The organism is Pseudonocardia sp. (assembly GCF_050246655.1).
Classification (GTDB): domain Bacteria; phylum Actinomycetota; class Actinomycetes; order Mycobacteriales; family Pseudonocardiaceae; genus Pseudonocardia.
The window spans coordinates 1-19,926 of the sequence record NZ_JBFWVQ010000066.1 but is presented as its reverse complement, the minus strand read 5'-3'; the positions used below and the strand labels follow the sequence as shown (position 1 = coordinate 19,926).

General features: G+C 72.4%; 19 protein-coding genes. 6 read left to right on the top strand and 13 right to left on the bottom strand.

The window, feature by feature from the left end:
* Window positions 1-2: 2 nt before the first annotated feature.
* From AB7J25_RS19830 to AB7J25_RS19820, 3 genes are read right to left on the bottom strand one after another with little or no spacing between them, the layout of a single operon-like run.
* Complete coding sequence (locus AB7J25_RS19830; RefSeq protein ID WP_428511069.1) at window positions 3-680, bottom strand: phosphatase PAP2 family protein; 678 nt, start codon at window positions 678-680, stop codon at window positions 3-5.
* Window positions 681-690: 10 nt separating this feature from the next.
* Window positions 691-2,340: a glucose-6-phosphate isomerase gene (gene pgi / locus AB7J25_RS19825; RefSeq protein ID WP_428511068.1), complete on the bottom strand. Its 1,650-nt coding sequence runs from the start codon at window positions 2,338-2,340 to the stop codon at window positions 691-693.
* 56 nt (window positions 2,341-2,396) lie between these two features.
* The gene (locus AB7J25_RS19820; RefSeq protein WP_428511067.1) at window positions 2,397-3,173 is read right to left on the bottom strand and encodes an ROK family protein; all 777 of its coding nucleotides are present in this window, start codon (window positions 3,171-3,173) and stop codon (window positions 2,397-2,399) included.
* A 58-nt stretch (window positions 3,174-3,231) separates the two neighbouring features.
* Here AB7J25_RS19820 and AB7J25_RS19815 point away from each other — a divergent pair, with 58 nt between their 5' ends.
* Window positions 3,232-4,329, top strand: a complete 1,098-nt coding sequence (locus tag AB7J25_RS19815) for a winged helix DNA-binding domain-containing protein (protein WP_428511066.1) — start codon at window positions 3,232-3,234, stop codon at window positions 4,327-4,329.
* On the opposite strand, the gene AB7J25_RS19810 is transcribed toward AB7J25_RS19815, so the two are convergent.
* Window positions 4,299-4,508 (bottom strand): hypothetical protein, encoded by a 210-nt coding sequence (locus AB7J25_RS19810; RefSeq protein WP_428511065.1) that lies wholly within the window; start codon window positions 4,506-4,508, stop codon window positions 4,299-4,301. The two genes, AB7J25_RS19815 and AB7J25_RS19810, sit on opposite strands and share 31 nt — an antisense overlap.
* Window positions 4,509-4,593: 85 nt before the next feature.
* On the opposite strand from AB7J25_RS19810, the gene AB7J25_RS19805 reads away from it, so the two are divergent.
* The 3 genes from AB7J25_RS19805 (at window position 4,594) to AB7J25_RS19795 (ending at window position 8,821) form a co-directional block, all read left to right on the top strand.
* Complete coding sequence (locus tag AB7J25_RS19805) at window positions 4,594-5,547, top strand: GlxA family transcriptional regulator (protein ID WP_428511064.1); 954 nt, start codon at window positions 4,594-4,596, stop codon at window positions 5,545-5,547.
* 97 nt (window positions 5,548-5,644) lie between these two features.
* Window positions 5,645-7,000, top strand: a complete 1,356-nt coding sequence (locus AB7J25_RS19800; RefSeq protein WP_428511063.1) for an FAD-dependent oxidoreductase — start codon at window positions 5,645-5,647, stop codon at window positions 6,998-7,000.
* A gap of 66 nt (window positions 7,001-7,066) precedes the next feature.
* Entirely contained in the window at window positions 7,067-8,821 is a 1,755-nt protein-coding gene (locus AB7J25_RS19795) for an acyl-CoA dehydrogenase (protein WP_428511062.1), read from the top strand.
* A gap of 13 nt (window positions 8,822-8,834) precedes the next feature.
* Here AB7J25_RS19795 and AB7J25_RS19790 read toward each other — a convergent pair whose 3' ends face one another.
* The 8 genes from AB7J25_RS19790 to ctaE form a co-directional block, all read right to left on the bottom strand.
* A complete protein-coding gene (locus AB7J25_RS19790) occupies window positions 8,835-10,502 on the bottom strand; it encodes a protein kinase domain-containing protein (protein ID WP_428511061.1) in 1,668 nt (555 codons plus the stop codon).
* A 120-nt stretch (window positions 10,503-10,622) separates the two neighbouring features.
* A complete protein-coding gene (locus tag AB7J25_RS19785; protein ID WP_428511060.1) occupies window positions 10,623-11,789 on the bottom strand; it encodes a DUF4190 domain-containing protein in 1,167 nt (388 codons plus the stop codon).
* Window positions 11,790-11,850: 61 nt separating this feature from the next.
* Window positions 11,851-12,813 (bottom strand): septum formation family protein, encoded by a 963-nt coding sequence (locus AB7J25_RS19780; protein ID WP_428511059.1) that lies wholly within the window; start codon window positions 12,811-12,813, stop codon window positions 11,851-11,853.
* Between the two features lie 40 nt (window positions 12,814-12,853).
* The gene (locus tag AB7J25_RS19775) at window positions 12,854-13,117 is read right to left on the bottom strand and encodes a hypothetical protein (protein ID WP_428511058.1); all 264 of its coding nucleotides are present in this window, start codon (window positions 13,115-13,117) and stop codon (window positions 12,854-12,856) included.
* A gap of 329 nt (window positions 13,118-13,446) precedes the next feature.
* Window positions 13,447-15,123, bottom strand: a complete 1,677-nt coding sequence (gene qcrB, locus AB7J25_RS19770; protein WP_428511057.1) for a cytochrome bc1 complex cytochrome b subunit — start codon at window positions 15,121-15,123, stop codon at window positions 13,447-13,449.
* The gene (gene qcrA / locus AB7J25_RS19765) at window positions 15,120-16,253 is read right to left on the bottom strand and encodes a cytochrome bc1 complex Rieske iron-sulfur subunit (protein WP_428511056.1); all 1,134 of its coding nucleotides are present in this window, start codon (window positions 16,251-16,253) and stop codon (window positions 15,120-15,122) included. The genes qcrB and qcrA overlap by 4 nt, the downstream gene beginning before the upstream one ends.
* Window positions 16,253-17,131 carry a cytochrome bc1 complex diheme cytochrome c subunit gene (qcrC, locus tag AB7J25_RS19760; RefSeq protein WP_428511055.1) on the bottom strand — a complete coding sequence of 293 codons (879 nt, stop codon included), beginning with the start codon at window positions 17,129-17,131 and terminating at the stop codon, window positions 16,253-16,255. Before qcrC ends, qcrA begins: the two co-directional genes overlap by 1 nt.
* A gap of 21 nt (window positions 17,132-17,152) precedes the next feature.
* Complete coding sequence (gene ctaE, locus AB7J25_RS19755; protein WP_428511054.1) at window positions 17,153-17,755, bottom strand: aa3-type cytochrome oxidase subunit III; 603 nt, start codon at window positions 17,753-17,755, stop codon at window positions 17,153-17,155.
* A 242-nt stretch (window positions 17,756-17,997) separates the two neighbouring features.
* Here ctaE and AB7J25_RS19750 point away from each other — a divergent pair, with 242 nt between their 5' ends.
* Together AB7J25_RS19750 and trpD are read left to right on the top strand one after the other, a co-directional pair.
* Window positions 17,998-18,396: a hypothetical protein gene (locus AB7J25_RS19750; RefSeq protein WP_428511082.1), complete on the top strand. Its 399-nt coding sequence runs from the start codon at window positions 17,998-18,000 to the stop codon at window positions 18,394-18,396.
* Window positions 18,389-19,444 (top strand): anthranilate phosphoribosyltransferase, encoded by a 1,056-nt coding sequence (trpD, locus tag AB7J25_RS19745; protein WP_428511053.1) that lies wholly within the window; start codon window positions 18,389-18,391, stop codon window positions 19,442-19,444. The genes AB7J25_RS19750 and trpD overlap by 8 nt, the downstream gene beginning before the upstream one ends.
* Before the next feature lie 148 nt (window positions 19,445-19,592).
* Here the strand turns inward: trpD and AB7J25_RS19740 are convergent, their stop codons facing one another.
* A complete protein-coding gene (locus AB7J25_RS19740; protein ID WP_428511052.1) occupies window positions 19,593-19,871 on the bottom strand; it encodes an Lrp/AsnC family transcriptional regulator in 279 nt (92 codons plus the stop codon).
* Between the last annotated feature and the right edge of the window lie 55 nt (window positions 19,872-19,926).

Here is a 19,926-nt window from a genome sequence, read left to right as displayed (position 1 = left end):
CGTCAGCCTGCGGTGAGTGCCGGGGCGCGCTGGTGCCACCACGTCCACGCCACGACGCACAGGGCGAGCCACGCCCCACCGAGGAGCCAGCCCGCGACGACGTCGGTGAACCAGTGCACGCCCAGGTAGATGCGGGTGGCGCCGACGGCGCCGATCCACAGCGCGGCCAGCGCGACCAGCGCCGCCCGGCTCGCCACGGTCCGCCCGGCCCAGGCCAGCGCGACGAGGGCGCCGATCACCACCGTCGCCATGGTGGCGTGCCCCGAGGGCAGCGACTCGTCCGCGACGGCGACGAGCCGGTCCATCTCCGGGGGACGGGCCCGGTCGAGGAGGATCTTCAGCCCGCGGAAGAGCGCGAGCCCGCCCAGCCACGCCCCGACGACGAACGCGGCGTCGGCGAGGCGGTGGCGGGCGACGAGCCAGGCGCCGGTGGCCAGCGCGACGATCGCCATCGCAACGGTGCTGCCCACGTCGGTGACCACGATCGCGAGCGCCGTGAGGTCCGTGGTCCGGACGGCCATCGACTCGCGCAGGGCCGCAGCGTCCGCCGGTGTCGGGCCCGCCGCGGAGGCACCGACCCACAGCGCCACGACCGCCGCCGTGGCCAGGGTGACGAGCAGCGCGGCGGGCACGATCACCGCCGGGACGGACGTCCGGGTGCCCCGTCCTGCCCGCCCCATCGCGCCCTCCCTAGCCGCGGCCCCGCAGCGTCCGGTACCGGCGCACGAGCGCCGCGGTCGAGGAGTCGAGCCCCGACAGGTCCGGGTCGGTGTCGGTGAGCGCAGGCCCGAGCTGGCGGGCCATCACCTTGCCCAGCTCCACCCCCCACTGGTCGAACGAGTCGATACCCCAGATGGTGCCCTCGACGAACGTGACGTGCTCGTAGAACGCGATGAGCTGCCCCAGCACGGACGGGGTGAGCCTGGCGGCGAGGATCGTCGAGGTCGGCCGGTTCCCCGGCATGACCTTGTGCGGGACGATCTCGGCCGGGGTGCCCTCGGCGGCGATCTCCTCGGCGGTCTTGCCGAACGCCAGGGCCGCGCTCTGGGCGAACAGGTTGGACATGAAGAGGTCGTGCATGTCGGCCGGCCCGCCGGTCTCCACCTCGTGGTTGGGCTCGGCGAACCCGATGAAGTCGCACGGGATGAGCCGCGTGCCCTGGTGGATGAGCTGGTAGAAGGCGTGCTGGCCGTTGGTGCCCGGCTCGCCCCAGAAGATCTCCCCGGTGGCCGTGGTGACGGGCGTGCCGTCCCCGCGCACGGACTTGCCGTTGCTCTCCATCGTGAGCTGCTGCAGGTAGGCCGGCAGGCGGTGCAGGTACTGGCTGTAGGGGAGCACGGCGTGGGTGTCGGTGCCGAAGAAGTTGACGTACCAGACGTTCAGCAGCCCCGCGATCGCCGGGAGGTTGCTCTCCAGGGGCGCGGTCCGGAAGTGGACGTCCATCGCGTGCATGCCGGCCAGGAACTGCCCGAACGCCTCCCGGCCGATCGCCACCATGAGGGAGAGCCCGATCGCGGAGTCCACGGAGTAGCGTCCGCCGACCCAGTCCCAGAAGCCGAACATGTTGGCCTCGTCGATGCCGAACGCGCGCACCTCGTCGGCGTTCGTCGAGACCGCCACGAAGTGCTTCGCGACGGCTTTCTCGTCATCCAGGCCGTCGACCAGCCACGTCCGCGCGGTGCGCGCGTTGGTGAGCGTCTCCAAGGTCGTGAACGTCTTCGAGGAGACGATGAACAGCGTGGTGGCCGGGTCGAGGTCGCGCAGCGCCTCGGTGATGTCGGTCGGGTCGATGTTGGAGACGAAGCGGCACTCGATCGCACGGTCCGCGTAGTCGCGCAGCGCCTCGTAGGCCATCACGGGGCCGAGGTCGGAGCCGCCGATGCCGATGTTGACGACGGTGCGGATGCGCTCGCCGGTCTGGCCGGTCCACTCCCCGGAGCGGACGGCGTCGGTGAACACCCCCATCCGGTCCAGGACGGCGTGGACGTCCGCGACGACGTCCTGGCCGTCCACCACCAGCTCGGCGTCGCGGGGCAGCCGCAGCGCGGTGTGCAGGACGGACCGGTGCTCGCTGGTGTTGATCTCGTCGCCGCGGAACATCGCCTCCGTGCGCTCCGGCAGCCCCGCGGCGCGGGCCAGCGCGACGAGCAGCGGCGGGGTGTCGCGGGTGATGCGGTTCTTGGAGTAGTCCAGGACGAGGTCGGCACCCGCTGCGGTGAACGCGTCGGCGCGCCCGGGGTCCTCCGCGAACAGCTCGCGCAGGTGCCGGTGGGCGATCTCGGTGTGGTGCTGCGCGAGCGCGGCCCATTCGGGTGTCGCGGTGATGTCGGTCTCGGGCACGCGGTTATCCTGCCGGTGACCGCGCGCCGGGACCAGGGTGCGGGCGGGGTGCGGTCCTACGGGGAGCCGGTGGCCGACGCCGTGGCGTCGCCGCGTTCCCAGAGCGCGATGCCGCCGAGCAGCCCGGAGACGTTCGGCACGATCGTCCGGTTCGGGCCGAGCCTGTCCGGGTCGAGCCGCTTGGCGTTGCCGCCGCCGATGTAGATGTGGTCGGGCAGCACCATCTCGTCGAACGCCGCGAGCGCGTCGAGGACGCGCTCGCTCCACTTCTCCTTGCCGACCTTCTGCCGCTCATGGTCGCCGCAGGCCACCTCGATGGAGTGGCCGTGGCCGAAACGGCCGTGGGACAGCTCCATGTGCGGCAGCAGCACGCCGTCGTAGAACACCGCGCAGCCGACCCCGGTGCCCAGCGTGATGACCAGCTCCATACCCGTGCCGGCGATGACGGCGCAGCCCTGGACGTCCGCGTCGTTGGCGACGCGGACCGGCTTCCCGAAGCGCTCGGCGAGCGCCCCCTGGATGTCCCAGCCCAGCCACAGCTTCGCGAGCTTGGCGCTCTTGGGCTCACCGGGCGCGGGCCGCAGGAAGGCGACGAGGTCGCGCACCCGGCCGCGGCGGATCGCCCCGGGGAACCCGACGGAGATCCGGTCGTAGGCCGGCAGGCCCGTGGCGAGTTTCTCCAGCTCGTCCAGGAGGACGTCCGGGGTGCACGGGTAGGGGGTCTCGCGGCGAACCCGATCGGAGAGCATCGTCCCGTCCGGGGCGAGGACGGTGGCCTTCAGGCCCGATCCGCCGATGTCGATGGCCAGGGTGCGCGGGCCTGCGTCGCTCATGGGTTCCTCTCCCGTCGTGCACGCCGGTCTTGTCGGTCCTGGAAGGCAGACTGCCACCGTGATCGGTCCGATGCTCTCCCCCAGGGCGCTGAACCGTGCGGTTCTGGCGCGCCAGTTGTTGCTGGAGCGTGTCGAGCCCGCTGCGGAGCGTGCGGTGGAGTCGGTCCTGGAGGCCGTCGCCGGCCTGCAGACGCAGTACGCGCCGTCGGGGTACGTCGGTCTGTGGTCGCGGCTGCGCGGGTTCCGCCGTGCGGACCTCACGGAGGCGCTGACGGCGGGGAGGGTCGTGCAGGCGTGGGTGATGCGCGCGACGATCCACATGGTGTCGGCCGGCGACTACGCGCCGCTCACGGCCGCGGTGCGGCTGGCGCGCCGCACGTGGTGGCTCCGCGCGGAGCGGCGGGCGGCGGATCTGGACACCGCGGCGCTCGCCGCGGCGGTGCGCCGCATTCTCGCGGACGGCCCGCTGCCCCAGGCGGCGCTGGTGGCGGCGCTGGACGTCGAGGGGTTCCCACGCTGGACGTGGCCCGCGGCGCAGCTCTGGGTGGATCTCGTGCGGGTGCCGCCGTCGGGCACGTGGGAGAAGCCGCGGGCGGGGGTGTTCGGCCTGGCACCGCCGGGAGAGGCCGAGGTCGGGGCGGGTGAGGAGCTGCTCGTGCGCCGCTACCTCGCGGCGTTCGGACCGGCGTCGGCGAGGGACGTGGCGTCGTTCTGCGGCTGGACGGTCGCGCAGGTCAGGGCCGTGGCGGCGCGGCTGCCGCTGCGCCGGTTCACCGACGAGGCGGGCGGCGAGCTGCTGGACGTCTCCGAGGGCCCGCTGCCGGAACCGGAGACGCCCGTCCCACCGCGGTTCCTGCCCACCTGGGACGCCACGCTGCTGGTCCACGCGCGGCGGGCCCAGGTGCTGCCGGAGGCGTACCGGTCGCGGGTGTTCGCGACGACGATGCCGCAGTCCGTGCCGACCTTCCTGGTGGACGGCCAGGTGGCCGGTACGTGGCGCCACACCGGCGGGCGGATCGAGCTGAGCCCGTTCCACGACCTGCCGCGGGCCGCCCGCCAGGAGCTGGACGCCGAGGCGGAGCGGCTCGCGCAGTGGTGGGCGGGGGGTGGGCCGTCGGACACCACTCAGCCGAAGCGGGGCGGGTCCTCGTGGTAGCCACGCATGCCGCGCAGCTCGGCGGCCTGCCGCTCGCGGTCGTAGCCGTAGGTGTCGGCCTCGGTGCGGCCGAAGTGGCCGTCGGCGTACTCGCGGCGGGGCGGCACGGAGCGGCGCCCGTCGACGTAGAGCGCAGCGAGGCCGATGAGGATCAGGAGGACGATGAGCGCGGAAGCCATGTCTGTAAGTTTCCGCTCAGCAAGATAGCGCCACGAGTGGCAGAAGTGACCACTTCCGACAAAATCCAGCCATATACTGGGCCACATGCTGTCCACCGTCGCTGCGCTGGCCCTGCCCCAGGTCGCCCCCTTCGAGCTGGGGGTCGTCTGCGAGGTCTTCGGGATCGACCGCACCGCTGAGGGCGTCCCCAGCATGGAGCTGCGGATCTGCGGGCCCCGCGCGGGCGAGCCGCTGACCACCAGCGTCGGCATGCAGCTCGTCCCGGAGCACGGCCTGGACGGGCTCGCCTGCGCCGACCTCGTCGCGCTCCCGGCGACCCGATCCCGGGAGTTCGAACCCGCGGTCCTCGACGCCGTGCGGGCGGCCGCCGACGGCGGTGCCACGATCCTCACGGTCTGCTCCGGGGTGTTCGTGGCCGGCGCGGCGGGGCTGCTCGACGGGCGTCGCTGCACCACCCACTGGATCAACGTCGCCGAGCTGCGGGAGCGCCATCCGCGCGCCGTCGTGGACCCGGACGTGCTGTTCGTCGACGACGGCTCGCTCATCACGAGCGCGGGCACCGCCGCCGGCATCGATGCGGCCCTGCACCTCGTGCGCCGTGAGCTGGGCCCGGCGGCGGCCAACGCGATCGCGCGCCGCATGGTCGTCCCGCCACAACGCGACGGCGGGCAGCGCCAGTTCGTCGAGCAACCGGTGCCCGAGTGCTCCACGGAGTCGCTCGCCCCCGTGCTGGACTGGCTGCAGGACAACCTCGAGGTCGAGCACTCCGTATCGGACCTGGCCCGGCGCGCCGCGATGTCGGAGCGCACGTTCGCGAGGCACTTCGCCGCCGCGACGGGCACCACGCCGCACAAGTGGCTCACGCTGCGGCGCGTCCAGCTCGCGCAGCGGCTGCTGGAGAGTACTGACCTCGGGATGGACGCGGTGGCGGCGCGGGCGGGCTTCGGCGGGGCGGCCCTGCTGCGCCACCACTTCCGCCGCGTCGTCGGCGTGTCGCCGGGCGACTACCGGCGCACCTTCGCGTGCACGGCGGGATGAGGTGCGTTCCCCGGTGCGCACATCGGATCTCGCGGTGTGGGCCGAATAGGGCAGGATCATGGCTGCCGGGGACCACCACCGAAGGCAAGGAGACGTAATGGGTCAGGGACGTCCGAGGGTCGCTGTCGTCGGCGCGGGGCCGTCCGGGCTCTACGCCGCCGCGGCGCTCGCCGCCGACCCGGCGGGGGTCGACGTCGACGTCATCGACCGGCTCGCCGCACCGTACGGTCTGGTCCGCTACGGCGTCGCCCCGGACCACGTCCGGATGAAGGCCGTCATCCGGGTGCTGCAGCAGCCGTTCGAGCCCGGCACCGTGCGCTTCCTCGGCAACGTCCACGTCGGCGAGGGCGGGATCGACCTGGAGGAGCTGCGCCGCCACTACCACGCGGTCGTGCACGCCACCGGCTGCTCGGTGGACCGCCGCCTCGGCGTCCCCGGCGAGGAGCTGGACGGCGTGATCGGGTCGGGTGAGTTCGTCAGCTGGTACTCGGGGCACCCGGACCGCATCACGCTGGACCCGCCGCTGGCGCACCCCGGGGTCGCGGTCGTCGGCGCGGGCAACGTCGCGCTGGATGTGGCACGTGTGCTCGCGAAGTCCGCCGACGAGATGGCCGAGACCGACATCCCGGACCCGGTGCTCGACGTGCTGCGCGGCAGCGGGGTCACCGACATCCACATCCTCGTGCGCCGCGGCCCGCAGCACGTCCGGTTCACCCCGGCCGAGCTGCGCCAGATCGGCGAGCTCGCGCACGCGGACGTCATCGTCCACGACGACGGCCAGCTCGCGGCGGGCGCGCGGGAGGAGCACGGTGGCGACAAGCGGCAGAAGCAGAACCTCGCGATGCTCGACGCGTGGACGCAGGTGCAGCCGGCAGGCAAGTCCCGGCGCATCCACCTGCGCTTCCTGCGCAGCCCCGTCGAGATCCTCGGCGACGGGGACGGCCGGGTGCGTGGCGTCGTCATCGAGCGCAACGCGATCGTGGACGGCCGGGTGGTCGCCACGGGCGAGCGGGAGACTCTCGACGTCGGGCTCGTCGTCCCCGCCATCGGCTACGACGCCCACCCGATCCCCGGGCTGCCGTTCGACCCCGCCACCGGCACCGTCCCGAACGTCGGCGGCCGGGTCGTGCGCGACGGCGAGCCGGTGGCCGGGGCGTACGTCACCGGCTGGATCAAGCGCGGACCCACCGGCGTCATCGGGACGAACAAGTCGGACGGGCACGAGACGGCCGCCGCGGTGCTGGCGGACCTGCCGAACCTGCCCGAGCCGGCCCGCCCGGAACCGGGGGCGATCCGCGCGGCGCTCGACGACCACGGGATCCGATACGTGGACTGGGCGGCCTGGCAGCGCCTGGACGCCGAGGAGATCCGGCTGGGCGGGGAGCGCGGCAACGCGCGGGTGAAGGTCGCCGACCGTGTCGCGATGCTCGCGGCGTGCCATCCGGCCCCCTGATCCGACTCTCGGCGCGCCCGCCCGCTCGCCGTGGCGCGACGTGACCGCCCGTGACAGCGTGGCCACGTGCGATCGCTGCTGCTGTCCCGTGCCGACCTGGACTTCCTGCTCCACGACTGGCTCGGCGTGGAGTCGCTCACGACGCGGGAGCGGTTCGCCGAGCACGGTCGGGAGACGTTCGACGCCGCGCTGGACCTGTGCGCGGAGATCGCGACCCAGCACTTCGCTCCACACAACCGGGCCGCGGACCTCGACGAACCCCGCTTCGACGGGGAACGGGTGCACATCATCCCGGAGGTCGGGGCGGCGCTGAAGGTGTTCGCCGAGGCCGGGGTGATCGGGGCCGGGCTACCGGCGGAGGTGGGCGGTCTGCAGCTGCCGCAGACGGTGGTGCAGGCCTGCTTCCTGTGGTTCCAGGCCGCCAACATCGCCACGGCCGCCTACCCGTTCCTCACCGTCGCTGCGGCGAACCTGCTGCTCGCGCACGGTTCGCCCGAGCAGGTGCGCACCTACGTCGAGCCGATGGTCGAGGGCCGCTGGTTCGGCACGATGTGCCTGTCCGAACCGCAGGCCGGCTCGTCGCTCGCGGACGTCACCACCCGCGCCGAACCGCACGGGGACGGCACCCACCGGCTCTTCGGGAACAAGATGTGGATCTCCGGCGGCGAGCACGACCTCGCCGAGAACATCGTGCATCTGGTGCTGGCGAGGATCCCCGGCGGCCCGCCCGGGGTGAAGGGCATCTCGCTGTTCGTCGTCCCGAAGGTGCTGCCCGACGGGCGCCGCAACGACGTCGCGCTCGCCGGGCTCAACCACAAGACGGGCTACCGCGGCACCGTCAACACCGTGCTCAACTTCGGCGAGTCCGGCGGCGCGGTCGGCTTCCTCGTGGGCGAGCCGCACCGCGGGCTCGCGTACATGTTCCACATGATGAACGAGGCGCGCGTCGGTGTCGGTGCGGGCGCGGCCGCGCTCGGCTACACGGGCTACCTGCACGCACTGGACTACGCGCGCACCCGCACGCAGGGCCGGCCACCGGGCGCGCGGTCCGGCCCGCCCGTGCGGATCGTGGAGCACGCGGACGTCGCACGGATGCTGCTGGCCCAGAAGTCCTACGCCGAGGGAGCCGTCGCCCTCGTCCTGTACTGCGCCCGCCTGCTCGACGAGCAGCGCACCGGTGCGACGGCCGAGGACCGCGACGCCGCACTGATGTTGCTGGACGTGCTCACCCCGATCGCGAAGAGCTGGCCGTCGCAGTGGTGCCTCGCGGCGAACGACCTGGCCATCCAGGTGCACGGCGGCTACGGATACACGCGCGAGTACCCCGTCGAGCAGTTCTGGCGCGACAACCGGCTCAACCCCATCCACGAGGGCACCCACGGTGTCCAAGGCCTTGACCTGCTCGGCCGCAAGGTCGTCCAGGACGGTGGTGCCGGGCTCGCCCTGCTGGTCGCGACGATCGGCGCGACGCTGGAACGGGCCGTCGCGGCGGGCGGGCAGGCGGCCGAGCACGCCGCCGAGCTCGCCGCCGCCGTCGAGCGGGTCCGCGACGTCACCGTCACGCTCTGGAGCGCGGACGACGTCGCGGTGACCCTGGCCAACTCGTCGGTGTACCTGGAGGCCGTCGGCCACGTCGTCGTCGCGTGGATGTGGCTGGAGCAGGAGCTCGCTGCGGGTGCACGCACCGGCGATCTCCCCGACGGCAAGCGCGCCGCCGCCCGGTACTTCTTCCGCTACGAGCTCCCGCGCACCGGACCCCAGCTCGACCTGCTCGCGAGCCTGGACCGCACCACGCTCGAGATGCGCGAGGAGTGGTACTGACCGTCCGTGACGGTCAGCGCCGGATCGAACCGGTCGTCGCCGGGTCGGAGAACGCGAGGCACTGCACCTCGCGGTTGCCGGCTGCCCACGTCTGCGCCGACGGGTACACGAAGGAGATGCTGATCGACGGGTCGCCCACCGCGGCTGGCGAGTAGCCCGCGAGGCGGCTCACGCAGCCGTCCTCGGCCTCCTTGCTCAGGGCGTCGTCGCCCGGGTAGGTGGTGGCCGTGACCGTGAACTCGGCGAAGACCTCGCTCTGGTGCAGCTGTGCGCAGTCGACCACCGACAGCTGGACGTCCGAGGTCGGGCCGCCCATCTGGGAGACGCAGTCGCCCACCGCCAGGTCGATCGCGTTGACCGACGACGAGCCCGTGGTGGGCGTCGTGCCACCGGCCGGTGGCGGCGTCCCCGGCACCGCGGGCGCGCCGACGGGGGCCGCGGGGGCGGCCGACGGGGTGTCGGACGTTACGGTGAGCGATCCGGTCGCGAATCCGATCACGATGAGCACCGCCCAGATGCCTGCGAGCACCATGCCGGTGATCGCGAGGCCCCGCCCGCCCTGGCCGGACCGCGCGATCCGCTTCAGGGCGAGGACGCCGAACACGAACGCGAGGATGAGCGGTATCACCAGGAAGCCGAGGATGCCCATCATGAGCGCGGCAATCGCGGAGCCGCTCATCCCGCGCGGCGGCGACGACGCGTAGCCCACCGGGAACGCGGGCCTTACGCCCCATGCAGTCGGTGCGATCTGCGCGACGGGAGGGGTGGGTGCCGGAGGGCGCACATTAGCGGTCAGGTGGCGAGGCGTCGATCGTGGCCATGTGTGCGGGTGCGTGGCGGTTCCTGCGGGCGGGCCGGACAGAGCACGACGCGCGGCAGACGCGAGCTCACCTGCCGAGGGGTAGCGCTCCGCGGAGTTCTTCGCCATGCCGCGCCTCACGACGTCGTCAAGCGATGCCGGCAGGTCGGTGCCTCGGCTTGCGAGCGGCGGGGGTTCTGAATGGAGATGGCAGTGGATGAGTGCCGGAACCGACTGCGCGGTGAAGGGGTGCGATCCCGTCAGCGTCTCGAAGAGGACGCACGCGAGGGAGTACACATCGACCAGGTGGTCCGGCGCACAGTTGTCGAACCGTTCGGGAGCCATGTACGCGAACGTGCCGATCGTATTTCCGGTCGCGGTGAGAACCGCACTGTCGCCACCCTGCATCGGGCGCGAGATTCCGAAGTCGATGAGATAGGCGAACTCGTCCCCGATCGGTCCGCTCACGAGGACGTTCGACGGTTTGACGTCTCGATGGACCAGATGCTGAGCATGCGCGGCATCGAGGGCGCGAGCGACCTGCCCGACGATATGCACAGCACGCTCCGGGGCGAGTCGTCCGGCTCGCTTAACGACCGTGGCGAGGTCCTCTCCCTCGACGAGGCGCATGTCGAGGTAGAGCCGCCCGTCGATCTCGCCGTAGTCGTGGATCGGGATGATGTGCGGTTCCGCGAGTCGCGCCGCGAGCTCGGATTCTCGCCGGAACCGGGCTCGGAACTCGGCGTTCGTAGCGAGGTCGCCTGACAAGCGCTTGACCGCGACGGTGCGCTTCCGCACTTCGTCATAGGCGCGATAGACCTCGCCCATTCCGCCGCGACCGAGCAGGGTGTCCAGGCGATAGGGGCCGAACTGTTCCAGCAATCACAGCCCCCTCGGTGAGCTCCTCCCGGAGACGGGTTCGTCGGATCGAACTGGGCGTGGAGCGGGCGGATCCCGCTGTATCTCGGCCGAACTGGCCGGCACGTTACGTCGTCGACCGTGTCAGCGCCGGATCGAACCGGTTGTCGCCGGGTCGGTGACCGCGAGGCACTGCACCTCGCGGTTGCCGACCGCCCACGTCTGCGCCGACGGGTACACGAAGGAGATGCTGATCGACGGGTCGCCCACCGCGGCGGGCGAGTAGCCCGCGAGGCGGCTCACGCAGCCGTCCTCGGCCTCCTTGCTCAGGGCGTCGTCGCCGGGGTAGGTGGTGGCCGTGACCGTGAACTCGGCGAAGACCTCGCCCTGGTGCAGCTGTGCGCAGTCGACCACCGACAGCTGGACGTCCGAGGTCGAGCCGCCCATCTGGGAGACACAGTCGCCCACCGCCAGGTCGATCGCGTTGACCGACGACGAGCCCGTGGTGGGCGTGGTGCCACCGGCCGGTGGCGGCGTCCCCGGCACCGCGGGCGCGCCGACGGGAGCCGCGGGGGCGGCCGACGGGGTGCCGGACGTCGTCGCGGTGAACGCCCCGGCGGCGATCCCGATCACGATGAGCACCGCCCAGATGCCTGCGAGCACCATTCCGGTGATCGCGAGGCCCCGCCCGCCCTGGCCGGACCGCGCGATCCGCTTGAGGGCGAGGATGCCGAACACGAACGCGAGGATGAGCGGCAACCACAGGAAGCCGAGGATGCCCATCACGAGCGCGGTGATCGCGAACCCGTTCGTCCCGGACTGCGGGGCGGTGGCCTGGGGAGGGCCGCCGGGACCGAACCCGGCGGGTGGTGTGCCGTACTGGCCGGGGGTCTGGCCGTACGCCGGACCGCCGGGGCCCTGGCCCTGCCCGTACCCCTGCGCCCCGGGCGGCGGGCCGTAGCCGGGCTGGCCGTACGGTCCGGGGCCCTGGCCGGGTGGCGGCGGCCCGTACGGACCCGGTCCCGAGCCCGGGGGCGGCCCGTACGGGCCCGGCCCCGAACCCGGGGGCGGCCCGTAGCCCTGGCCAGGGGGACCCTGCTGGCCGGATGGCGGCGGGAGCTGCTGGGTGCCGTACGGCCCCGTTTGCCCGCCACCCTGCTGGCCTGGTGACCGCGGGGGCGGGACGATCCCGCTCGGGACGACCTGCGTGGGCGCGTTCGGCGGCAGGCCGTCCTCGTGGTGCGGCGCAGCCGGGTCGGCGTGGGGGTGCGGAGGGCCCGTGGGGTCGCCGCGATCGGGCTGATCGGTCACATCGGGACCATAGGCCGCGCGGGCGCCACGCGGAAGCACGCGATGCGCGTTCCGGGCCGTGTCAGCGGCCGCGTATGGATCCCGTGACCGCGGGGTCACTCACCGCGATGCACACCGTCTCCCGGTCGCCGCGGCCCCAGTTCGCCTCCAGCGGGTAGACGTAGAACAGCTGCAGCGCGGGATCCTGCGCCGCGGACGGGGCGTAGGCGGCCAGCTCGGCCGAGCAGCGCGTCTCGACGGTCGCGCTCAGCTCAAACAGGCCAGGGTAGGGGCCCTCCGGCAGATCGAACACCGCGACGACCTCGCCCTGATGGGGCGCCGTGCAGGGCGCCACCGGCACGGTGACCAGCGACGTCGTCTCCTGCACGTCGACGACGCAGTCGCCGGGGCGCAGGTCGGACGCCGACACGTCGCCCGCCGCGACGACCTCCCCGGTGGGCCCGCGGTCCGCCCCGCTCAGCACGGCGAACGTGATCCCGACGGCGATCAGCACGGTCCAGAGGCCGGAGAGGACCAGCCCGGTGATCGCGAGGCCGCGCCCGCCGGTGCCGTTGCGGCGGATCCGGCCGAGCGCGACGAACGCGAAGATCACGCTCAGCAGGATGCCCCCGAGCACACCCAGGACCAGCGCGGCGATCGCGAACCCGTCCGTGCCCCGCGACGGCGGCGGGCCGCCGGGCGGGAACGGGGGCGGGTAGCCGGCGCCCGGCGGGGCGGGCCATCCGGGCGGGGCCGCGGAAGCCGGTGCGCCGTGGTGTCCCGGCGCGTGGCCCGGGGGCGGGTGGCCCGCGGCGGGGAACGGGGCATACGGTCCCTGGCCGGGGTTGCTGCCCGGGTTCGGGCGGCGTCCACCGCCCGGCGGCGGGGGAGATCCCCTGTTCGGGTCTGCGTGGGCACCGCCGTCGGGCCGTCCGGTGGGCACCCGTGTCGTGGCCTGCTCGTCGGGCGGCACCACGCCGCGGTTCCGCGGCCCCTTGGGGATGTGCCTGGTCGGGTCCTCGTCGGGGGAGCGCGGCCAGGTCATGGGCGGACTGTAGCGAGTCCCGACCGGCGGGGACACCAGGTCAGCAGGGGCTGACCGACGTGACCCGGGAAGCGGCGAGGAGCCGGTCCACGAGGTGTCGGCACTCGTCCTCGGTCAGCGAGACGGTGCACGTGACGGTGCCGTAGACGACGCCCTCGCGGACGTCGGCGACGAACTCGCGGACGGCGTGGCCGGCCAGGATGCCGCTGACCTGCAGGACACCGTCCAGGCCACCGGTGGTGACGATCTCGTGCCGGCGATGCAGGCGGGGAGCGTAGGTGGGTCGCTCGTCGAGGATGGTCATGATCGTGCTCCAGGCTGTGGTCCGTGGGGAAGGGACCCGAGCCAGGCCTCGGTGACGAGAAGCGGTGTCGAAGGACCAGGTCGGTCCGGCGACCGGCGGCGCGTCGACGTCCTGGCTCAGCCGACGCGCGAGGTTACGACCTCGGCGACGAACGGAAGAGCCCGGGCGATGCGCATGAGGGCACCGTAGCAAGGATCCGCCACCCGACGGCAGCCTCCCTCTCCGGACGGTCGGGTGACGGCGACGAGCTGACGCACAGAGCGGCGCGTCCGTCCACCTCGGTGGGACGAACGCGCCGCTCGTCGAGTCGGGCGTGCCGTGCGGGACCGTCAGTCCGCAAGATCCTTCGGACGGCCCGCGAGCTCGGCCTCGCGCTCTTCGGCCGCATCGTGCCGCCCGGTTTCCTCCTCGGCTGCCTCCCGGGCGCGGGCCGCTTCGAGTGCGGCGGTCTCGTCCGGCGGGTCCGGCGTGAGCAGGGAGCCGGGCACCGACTCCCCGGCGAAGCCGAGCTGGTTCATCCGCTTCGGCACCGCGCTGCCCTGGTAGGCGAGCGGGATCGCGTGCCCGTGGGAGTCCACGCCACCCAGAGGCTGGTGCACCTCGATGAACTCGCCGTGGGGCAGGCGCTTGATGATGCCCGTCTCCACGCCGTGCTCCAGCACCGCGAGGTCCGACCGCTGCAGGCCGATGCAGATGCGGTACGTCACCCAGTAGGTGATCGGCGGCACGAGCAGGATGCCGATCCGGCCCGCCCACGTCGTGGCGTTGAGCGACACGTGGAAGTAGTAGGCGAACCAGTCGTTGACGCCGGAGAGCACGAGCCAGCCGTAGAACGCGACGGCCATGGCACCCAGCGAGGTGCGGACGGGAGCGTCGCGCGGCCGCTGGAGCAGGTTGTGCAGCGCGTTGTCCTTCGTGAACCTCCGCTCGATGGCCGGGTAGAGCGCGGCGACCAGGAACGGAAGCGGCAGGAACATCGCGGTGGCGAAGAACGCCGCCGGCACCGTGTACGGGCCGAGGTAGAGCTCCCACGGCGGGAAGATGCGCGCCATGCCCTCGGTGAACAGCACGTACCAGTCCGGCTGGGAGCCCGCCGAGATCTGCGCGGCGTTGTAGGGCCCCAGGTTCCAGATCGCGTTGATCTGGAAGATGCCGGCCAGCATGCAGATGACGCCCACGGTGATGGCGAACAGGGCGCCGCCCTTGGCGGCGAACACCGGCAGGATCCGCACGCCGACGACGTTGCCCTCGGTGCGGCGCGGGCCGGGGAACTGCGTGTGCTTCTGGTACCAGACCAGGCCGAGGTGCAGCGCGATCAGCGCGAGCAGGATGCCCGGGATCAGCAGCACGTGGGCGATGTAGAACCGCGGGATGATCTCGTCACCCGGGAACTCGCCGCCGAAGAGCAGCCAGTGCATCCAGGTGCCGATCAGCGGGACCGTCAGCGTGATGCCGGACATGATCCGCAGGCCGACGCCGGAGAGCAGGTCGTCCGGCAGCGAGTAGCCGGTGAGGCCCTCGAAGAAGCCGAGCAGCAGCAGCAGGATGCCGATCAGCCAGTTCGTCTCACGCGGCTTGCGGAACGCGCCGGTGAAGAACGTGCGCATCATGTGCGCGACCATCGCGGCCATGAACATCAGCGCGGCCCAGTGGTGCACCTGCCGCACGAAGAGCCCGCCGCGGACCTCGAACGAGATGTCCAGCGTGGTCTCGTACGCGCGGCTCATCCAGACGCCCCGCAGGTTGTCGAACACGCCGTCGTAGCGGATCTCGGCCATCGACGGGTCGAAGAACAACGCCAGGTAGACCCCGGACAACAGCAGGACGATGAAGCTATAGAGGACGACCTCGCCGAGCAGGAACGACCAGTGCGTCGGGAAGACCTTGTTGAACTGCCGACGCAGCCCGGCCGCCGGGTGGAACCGTTGGTCGAGCTCATCGAGCGCGTGGCCCGCCCTCTCCTTCAGCGCATCGCCCGAGGTGGTGGGCGTCGTGATCGAACTCATGAGCTCCGCTCCCAGAAGGCCGGTCCGACGGGTTCGATGAAGTCGCTCCTGGCAACAAAGTACCCCTCCTCGTTGACCGTGATGGGCAGCTGAGGCAGGGCGCGGGTGGCCGGGCCGAAGATCGGCCTCGCCCATTCGGTGAGCAGGAACTGCGACTGGTGGCACGGGCAGAGCAGCCGCGAAGTGCGCTGCTCGTACAGCGAGGCCGGGCAGCCCAGGTGGGTGCAGATCTTCGAGTAGGCGTAGAAGTCGCCGTAGTTGAAGTCCTCCTGGCCCGGACGCTTGGTGACCTGCACCCCGGGGTCCAGCCGGATGAGCATCACCGGAGCGTCCGAGGCGCGCTGCGCGTGGAGGAGGGCCTCCTCGTCGCCGCGCTCGGACTCCTTGAAGGGGAAGACGGTCTCGATCGCACCCGAGGCCATGTCCTCGGGGCGGATCAGGGAGACCTCGCCGACGATCCCGGTGTCGCGGCGCAGGTAGACCGTCTCGCCGTCCGTCGAGCCCCAGCCGGTGACCCACAGGGGCGCCTGGGCGCGCTCCTTCCAGGGGTTGCGGACCAGCGGGGCCACCGCGGCGACCGTCAGGCCGAGGCCGAAGACGCCGGCCGCGGCCAGCGCCGACCGCTTGATCACGGAGCGGCGGGCGATCGTGGTGTCGCTGCCCGCCTTCTGCAGCTGGGCGAGGATGGTGCGCCGGGCCACCTCGTCCGAGGGACCGTCGTGGCGCTGCTGGATCGACACCTCGTCCGGGAAGAACTTCCGCACGTAGGCGACGACGCCGATGCCCAGCGCCAGCACCGCGAACCCGAAGGTCACACCGATGATCGGGGTGTAGAGGATGAAGGTGCCGTAGCCCTCGTCGAACGGCGCGACGTACTCGTACGGCCAGAACAGGAACGCGAGCAGGAACGCCAGGCCGGAGAGCGCCGAGAGCACGAACCAGGTCGCGACGGCCCGTTCGGCGCGCTTCTCCGCCCGCGTGCCGGGGATCGGGAACCTGCGCTGGTTGTGCACGACCTCGACGTCGTCCAGCTCGGTGGCCAGGCGCGCGAGCTCGTCGGTGGACATCTCGTCCAGGTCGGCGGCGGTGAGGTTGGAGACGTCCTTGCCGCCGGGGTGCGAGACCGTCATTACTGCTTCGCTCCCATCCACAGTGCGAATCCGACCATGGCCGAGAGCCCGACCAGGAAGATGATGGCGCCCTCCGCCGTCGGGCCGAGGCCACCGAGCGGGTTGCCGCCGGGGGAGTTGTTGCCGTTCGTCACGGACTTGACGTACGCGATGATGTCGCGCTTCTCCTCGGGCGTGAGCTGCCGGTCGGAGAACTTCGGCATGCTCTGCGGGCCCGTCTGCATGGCCGTGTAGATGTCGAGCTCGGTGGACGGGTCCAGCGAGGGGGCGTACTTGCCCGACGACAGCGCGATGCCGGTGCCGACGAAGTTGTGGCAGGAGGCGCAATTGAGGCGGAAGAGCTCACCGCCACGGGCCGGGTCGCCCCCGCGCAGCGCCTCGCCCTCCTCGGCCGGCCGCTCCGGGCCGCCGCCGTTGGCCTGGACGAACGCGCCCAGCGCGTCCAGGTTCGCCATGCCCTCGGGGGTGTGCGGGTCGAACTGCGGCAGCGGCGGCTTGCGGGTGGCCTGGGCCTCCTGCCGGGCCAGCGGCATGCGGCCGGTGGCGACCTGGAAGTAGACCGCCGCGTCCCCGACGCCGATCAGGCTGGGGCCGCGTTCGAAGACGCCCTGCAGGTTCGCGCCGTGGCAGGAGATGCAGTGGTTGTTGTAGATCTCCTGGCCCTGCGCGATCAGGGCGGCGTCCGCCTGCGCGTGTACGACCTGGGGGTTCGGGGTGAACGCGGTGTAGAGCCCGCCCGCGGAGATCAGGCCGACCGCCAGCGCGACCGCACCCGCGACACGGCGCCGCGCCCGCCCGCGGGGGCGGAACCGCGACGCGCGGCTCGGGGCCGGGTCCGGAGTGGTGGGAGGTGTCGTCGGTGTCGGAGGTGTTCTCACGGTCTCGTCGTCCCCTGGCCTTTACCTGATGAAGTAGATGACGGCGAACAGCCCGATCCACACCACGTCGACGAAGTGCCAGTAGTACGACACGACGATCGCGGCGGTGGCCTGCGCGGGCGTGAACTTGCTGAGCTTCGTGCGGATGAGCAGGAAGATGAACGCGAACAGCCCACCGATGACGTGCAGCGCGTGGAAGCCGGTGGCCAGGTAGAACACCGTCCCGTAGGCGCTGGACGACAGCGTGGTGTCGTGCTCGGTGACCAGCGTGTGGTACTCGTTCACCTGGCCGAGCACGAAGAACGTGCCCATCACCAGGGTCAGCAGATACCACCGGCGCAGCCCGAACACGTCGCCGCGCTCGGCGGCGAACACCCCGTACTGGCACGTGAAGGACGACGCCACCAGGACGATCGTCACCACGAGGGCGTAGGGGACGTCCAGATGGGTGGGCGGTGGCGGCCACGGACCGTCGTTCTGCGCCCGCGCGGTGAAGTAGATCGCGAAGAGCCCCGCGAAGAACATCAGCTCGCTGGACAGCCAGACGATGGTGCCGATGCTGACCATGTTCGGGCGGTTCAGCGAGTGGATGCGCGCGCTGATGGTGGGAGCCGCTGTCGTCACCGGGGCATTATTACCCGTGACCAACTTCTACGGCCTGTCGGGGATGGGTTTTCTCGGTGGCTAGCATTCACCCCGTGAGCAGCACCGACTCCGCCGTCACAGCAGCCGCCGACGCAGCCCCCGACTCAGCGCCCGATTCAGGCCTCGACTCAGCCCCCGACCCTGCCCTCGATGCAGCCCCCGACCCGGTCCCCGTTTCGGCCCACGGATCCACCGCCCCGGCCGAGCACAACCGCACCGTCCTGGTGTTCAGCCATCGCCCCGAGGTGCGGGAGGGGATCATCATCGCGATCGGCAGGCGTCCGGCCCCCGACGTCGGCCGCCTGCGCTTCCTCGAGGCGGCCGGCATCGCCGACGTCCTCGCCGCCTGCGACGCGGGTCATGTCGACCTCGCGGTCCTCGACGGCGAGGCGCAGCCCACCGGCGGGATGGGCGTGTCGCGCCAGCTCAAGAACGAGATCACGAACTGCCCGCCGATCGTGGTGGCGGTGCGCCGCAGGGACGACCGGTGGCTCGCCACGTGGTCGCAGGCCGACGCCGTCCTGGTGCACCCGCTGGACCCGATCATCGCCGCCGAGACGGTGGCGCGGGTGCTGCGTGAGTCCGCCCGTGAGTCCTCGACGCTCGCCGCCCGTGGCTGACACGGCGACCCACACCTGGCCGAAGCTTCTCGCCAGGCTGCTCCGCCGGGAGGACCTCGCGGCGGAGGACACGACGTGGATCATGGACCGGGTGCTGTCGGCCGAGGCCACGTCGGCGCAGCTCGCCGGCTTCCTCGTCGCCCTGCGCGCCAAGGGCGAGACGGCCGCCGAGATCGCGGGCCTCGCCGAGGCGATGCTGCAGCGCACCCAGCGCTTCACGGTGGACGGCACCGCGGTCGACGTCGTCGGCACCGGCGGCGACCAGGCACATACCGTCAACATCTCGACGATGGCGGCGGTCGTCGTCGCGGCCGCCGGCGTGCCGGTCGTCAAGCACGGCAACCGGGCAGCCTCGTCCGCGTGCGGGTCGGCGGACGTCCTGGAGGCCCTCGGGGTCGCGATCGACCTGCCACCCGACGGCGTCGCCACCTGCGTGCGCGAGGCCGGCATCGGGTTCTGCTTCGCGCCCGTGTTCCATCCCGCCATGCGCCACACCGGTGCGGCACGGCGCGAACTGGGGGTGCCCACCGCGATGAACGTGCTCGGGCCGCTCACGAACCCGGCGCAGCCGTCCGCGGCGCTCGTCGGGTGTGCGGACGCGCGGCTCGCGCCCGTCATCGCGGAGGTGTTCGCCGGGCGCGGTGCGGACGTCCTCGTGGTGCGTGGTGACGACGGCCTGGACGAGATCACCACCACGACGACGTCCACGGTCTGGGTCGTCGGTGGTGGCGAGGTGCGCGCCGAGACGCTGGATCCGGCGGGCCTGGGAGTCGGTGCGGCGAGCCGGGAGGACCTGCGCGGCGGGGACGCCGCCGTCAACGCCGACGCGGCCCGGCGACTGCTCGCGGGCGAGCGCGGGCCGGTGCGCGACGCGGTGCTGCTCAACGCCGCAGGCGCGCTGGTCGCCGCTGACGGCGGGGCCCGCGAGGGGCTCGCCGCGGCGTTCCCGGAGGCGCTGGAGCGGGTGGCGGCGGCCGTGGACTCGGGGGCGGGGGAGCGGCTGCTCGCACGCTGGGCCGAGGTGTCGACGGGCCTGAAGGCGGACTGACCTCCCCGGCGCGTCACCTCGCAACCCGGCGCGTCACCTCGCAACCCGGCGCGTCACCTCGCAACCCGGCGCGTCACCTCGCAACCGTCCGGACGGCTGCGACGTCGCCCGCGACGCTGCGAGGTGGTGCGGGGAGGGCCCCGCGGCGCTACTCCAGCCCGACGGCGAACGTCGCCTCGGTGTCCGCGCGCGAGTAGCTGCGGAAGGCGATGTGGGTGTCCGTGCGCAGCACGCCGTCGACCTTGCTCAGCCGGCCCGCGATGACGTCCGCGAGCTCCTCGTGCTCGGGGACCTTCACGATCGCGATGAGGTCGACGTCGCCCGCGCAGGAGTAGACCTCGCTGACCCCGTCCAGGTCGGCGATGGCCTGCGCGGCCTCGGGGATCCGGTCGGCAGCGGTGTGCACCAGGACGATCGCCGTGATCACGGCCGTGACTCTAGTGCATGCGCTCACCCCAGCGGCCGGGCGCGCTCGGCCCACG

What these genes read in the sequence shown, in the direction of transcription:
- AB7J25_RS19805 (WP_428511064.1), top strand. Translation starts at nt 4,594, where the DNA reads ATGCTGTCCACCGTCGCTGCGCTGGCCCTGCCCCAGGTCGCCCCCTTC.
- AB7J25_RS19810 (WP_428511065.1), bottom strand. Translation starts at nt 4,508, where the DNA reads ATGGCTTCCGCGCTCATCGTCCTCCTGATCCTCATCGGCCTCGCTGCG.
- AB7J25_RS19800 (WP_428511063.1), top strand. Translation starts at nt 5,645, where the DNA reads ATGGGTCAGGGACGTCCGAGGGTCGCTGTCGTCGGCGCGGGGCCGTCC.
- AB7J25_RS19780 (WP_428511059.1), bottom strand. Translation starts at nt 12,813, where the DNA reads ATGACCTGGCCGCGCTCCCCCGACGAGGACCCGACCAGGCACATCCCC.
- AB7J25_RS19775 (WP_428511058.1), bottom strand. Translation starts at nt 13,117, where the DNA reads ATGACCATCCTCGACGAGCGACCCACCTACGCTCCCCGCCTGCATCGC.
- AB7J25_RS19830 (WP_428511069.1), bottom strand. Translation starts at nt 680, where the DNA reads ATGGGGCGGGCAGGACGGGGCACCCGGACGTCCGTCCCGGCGGTGATC.
- qcrA (WP_428511056.1), bottom strand. Translation starts at nt 16,253, where the DNA reads ATGACGGTCTCGCACCCCGGCGGCAAGGACGTCTCCAACCTCACCGCC.
- qcrB (WP_428511057.1), bottom strand. Translation starts at nt 15,123, where the DNA reads ATGAGTTCGATCACGACGCCCACCACCTCGGGCGATGCGCTGAAGGAG.
- AB7J25_RS19820 (WP_428511067.1), bottom strand. Translation starts at nt 3,173, where the DNA reads ATGAGCGACGCAGGCCCGCGCACCCTGGCCATCGACATCGGCGGATCG.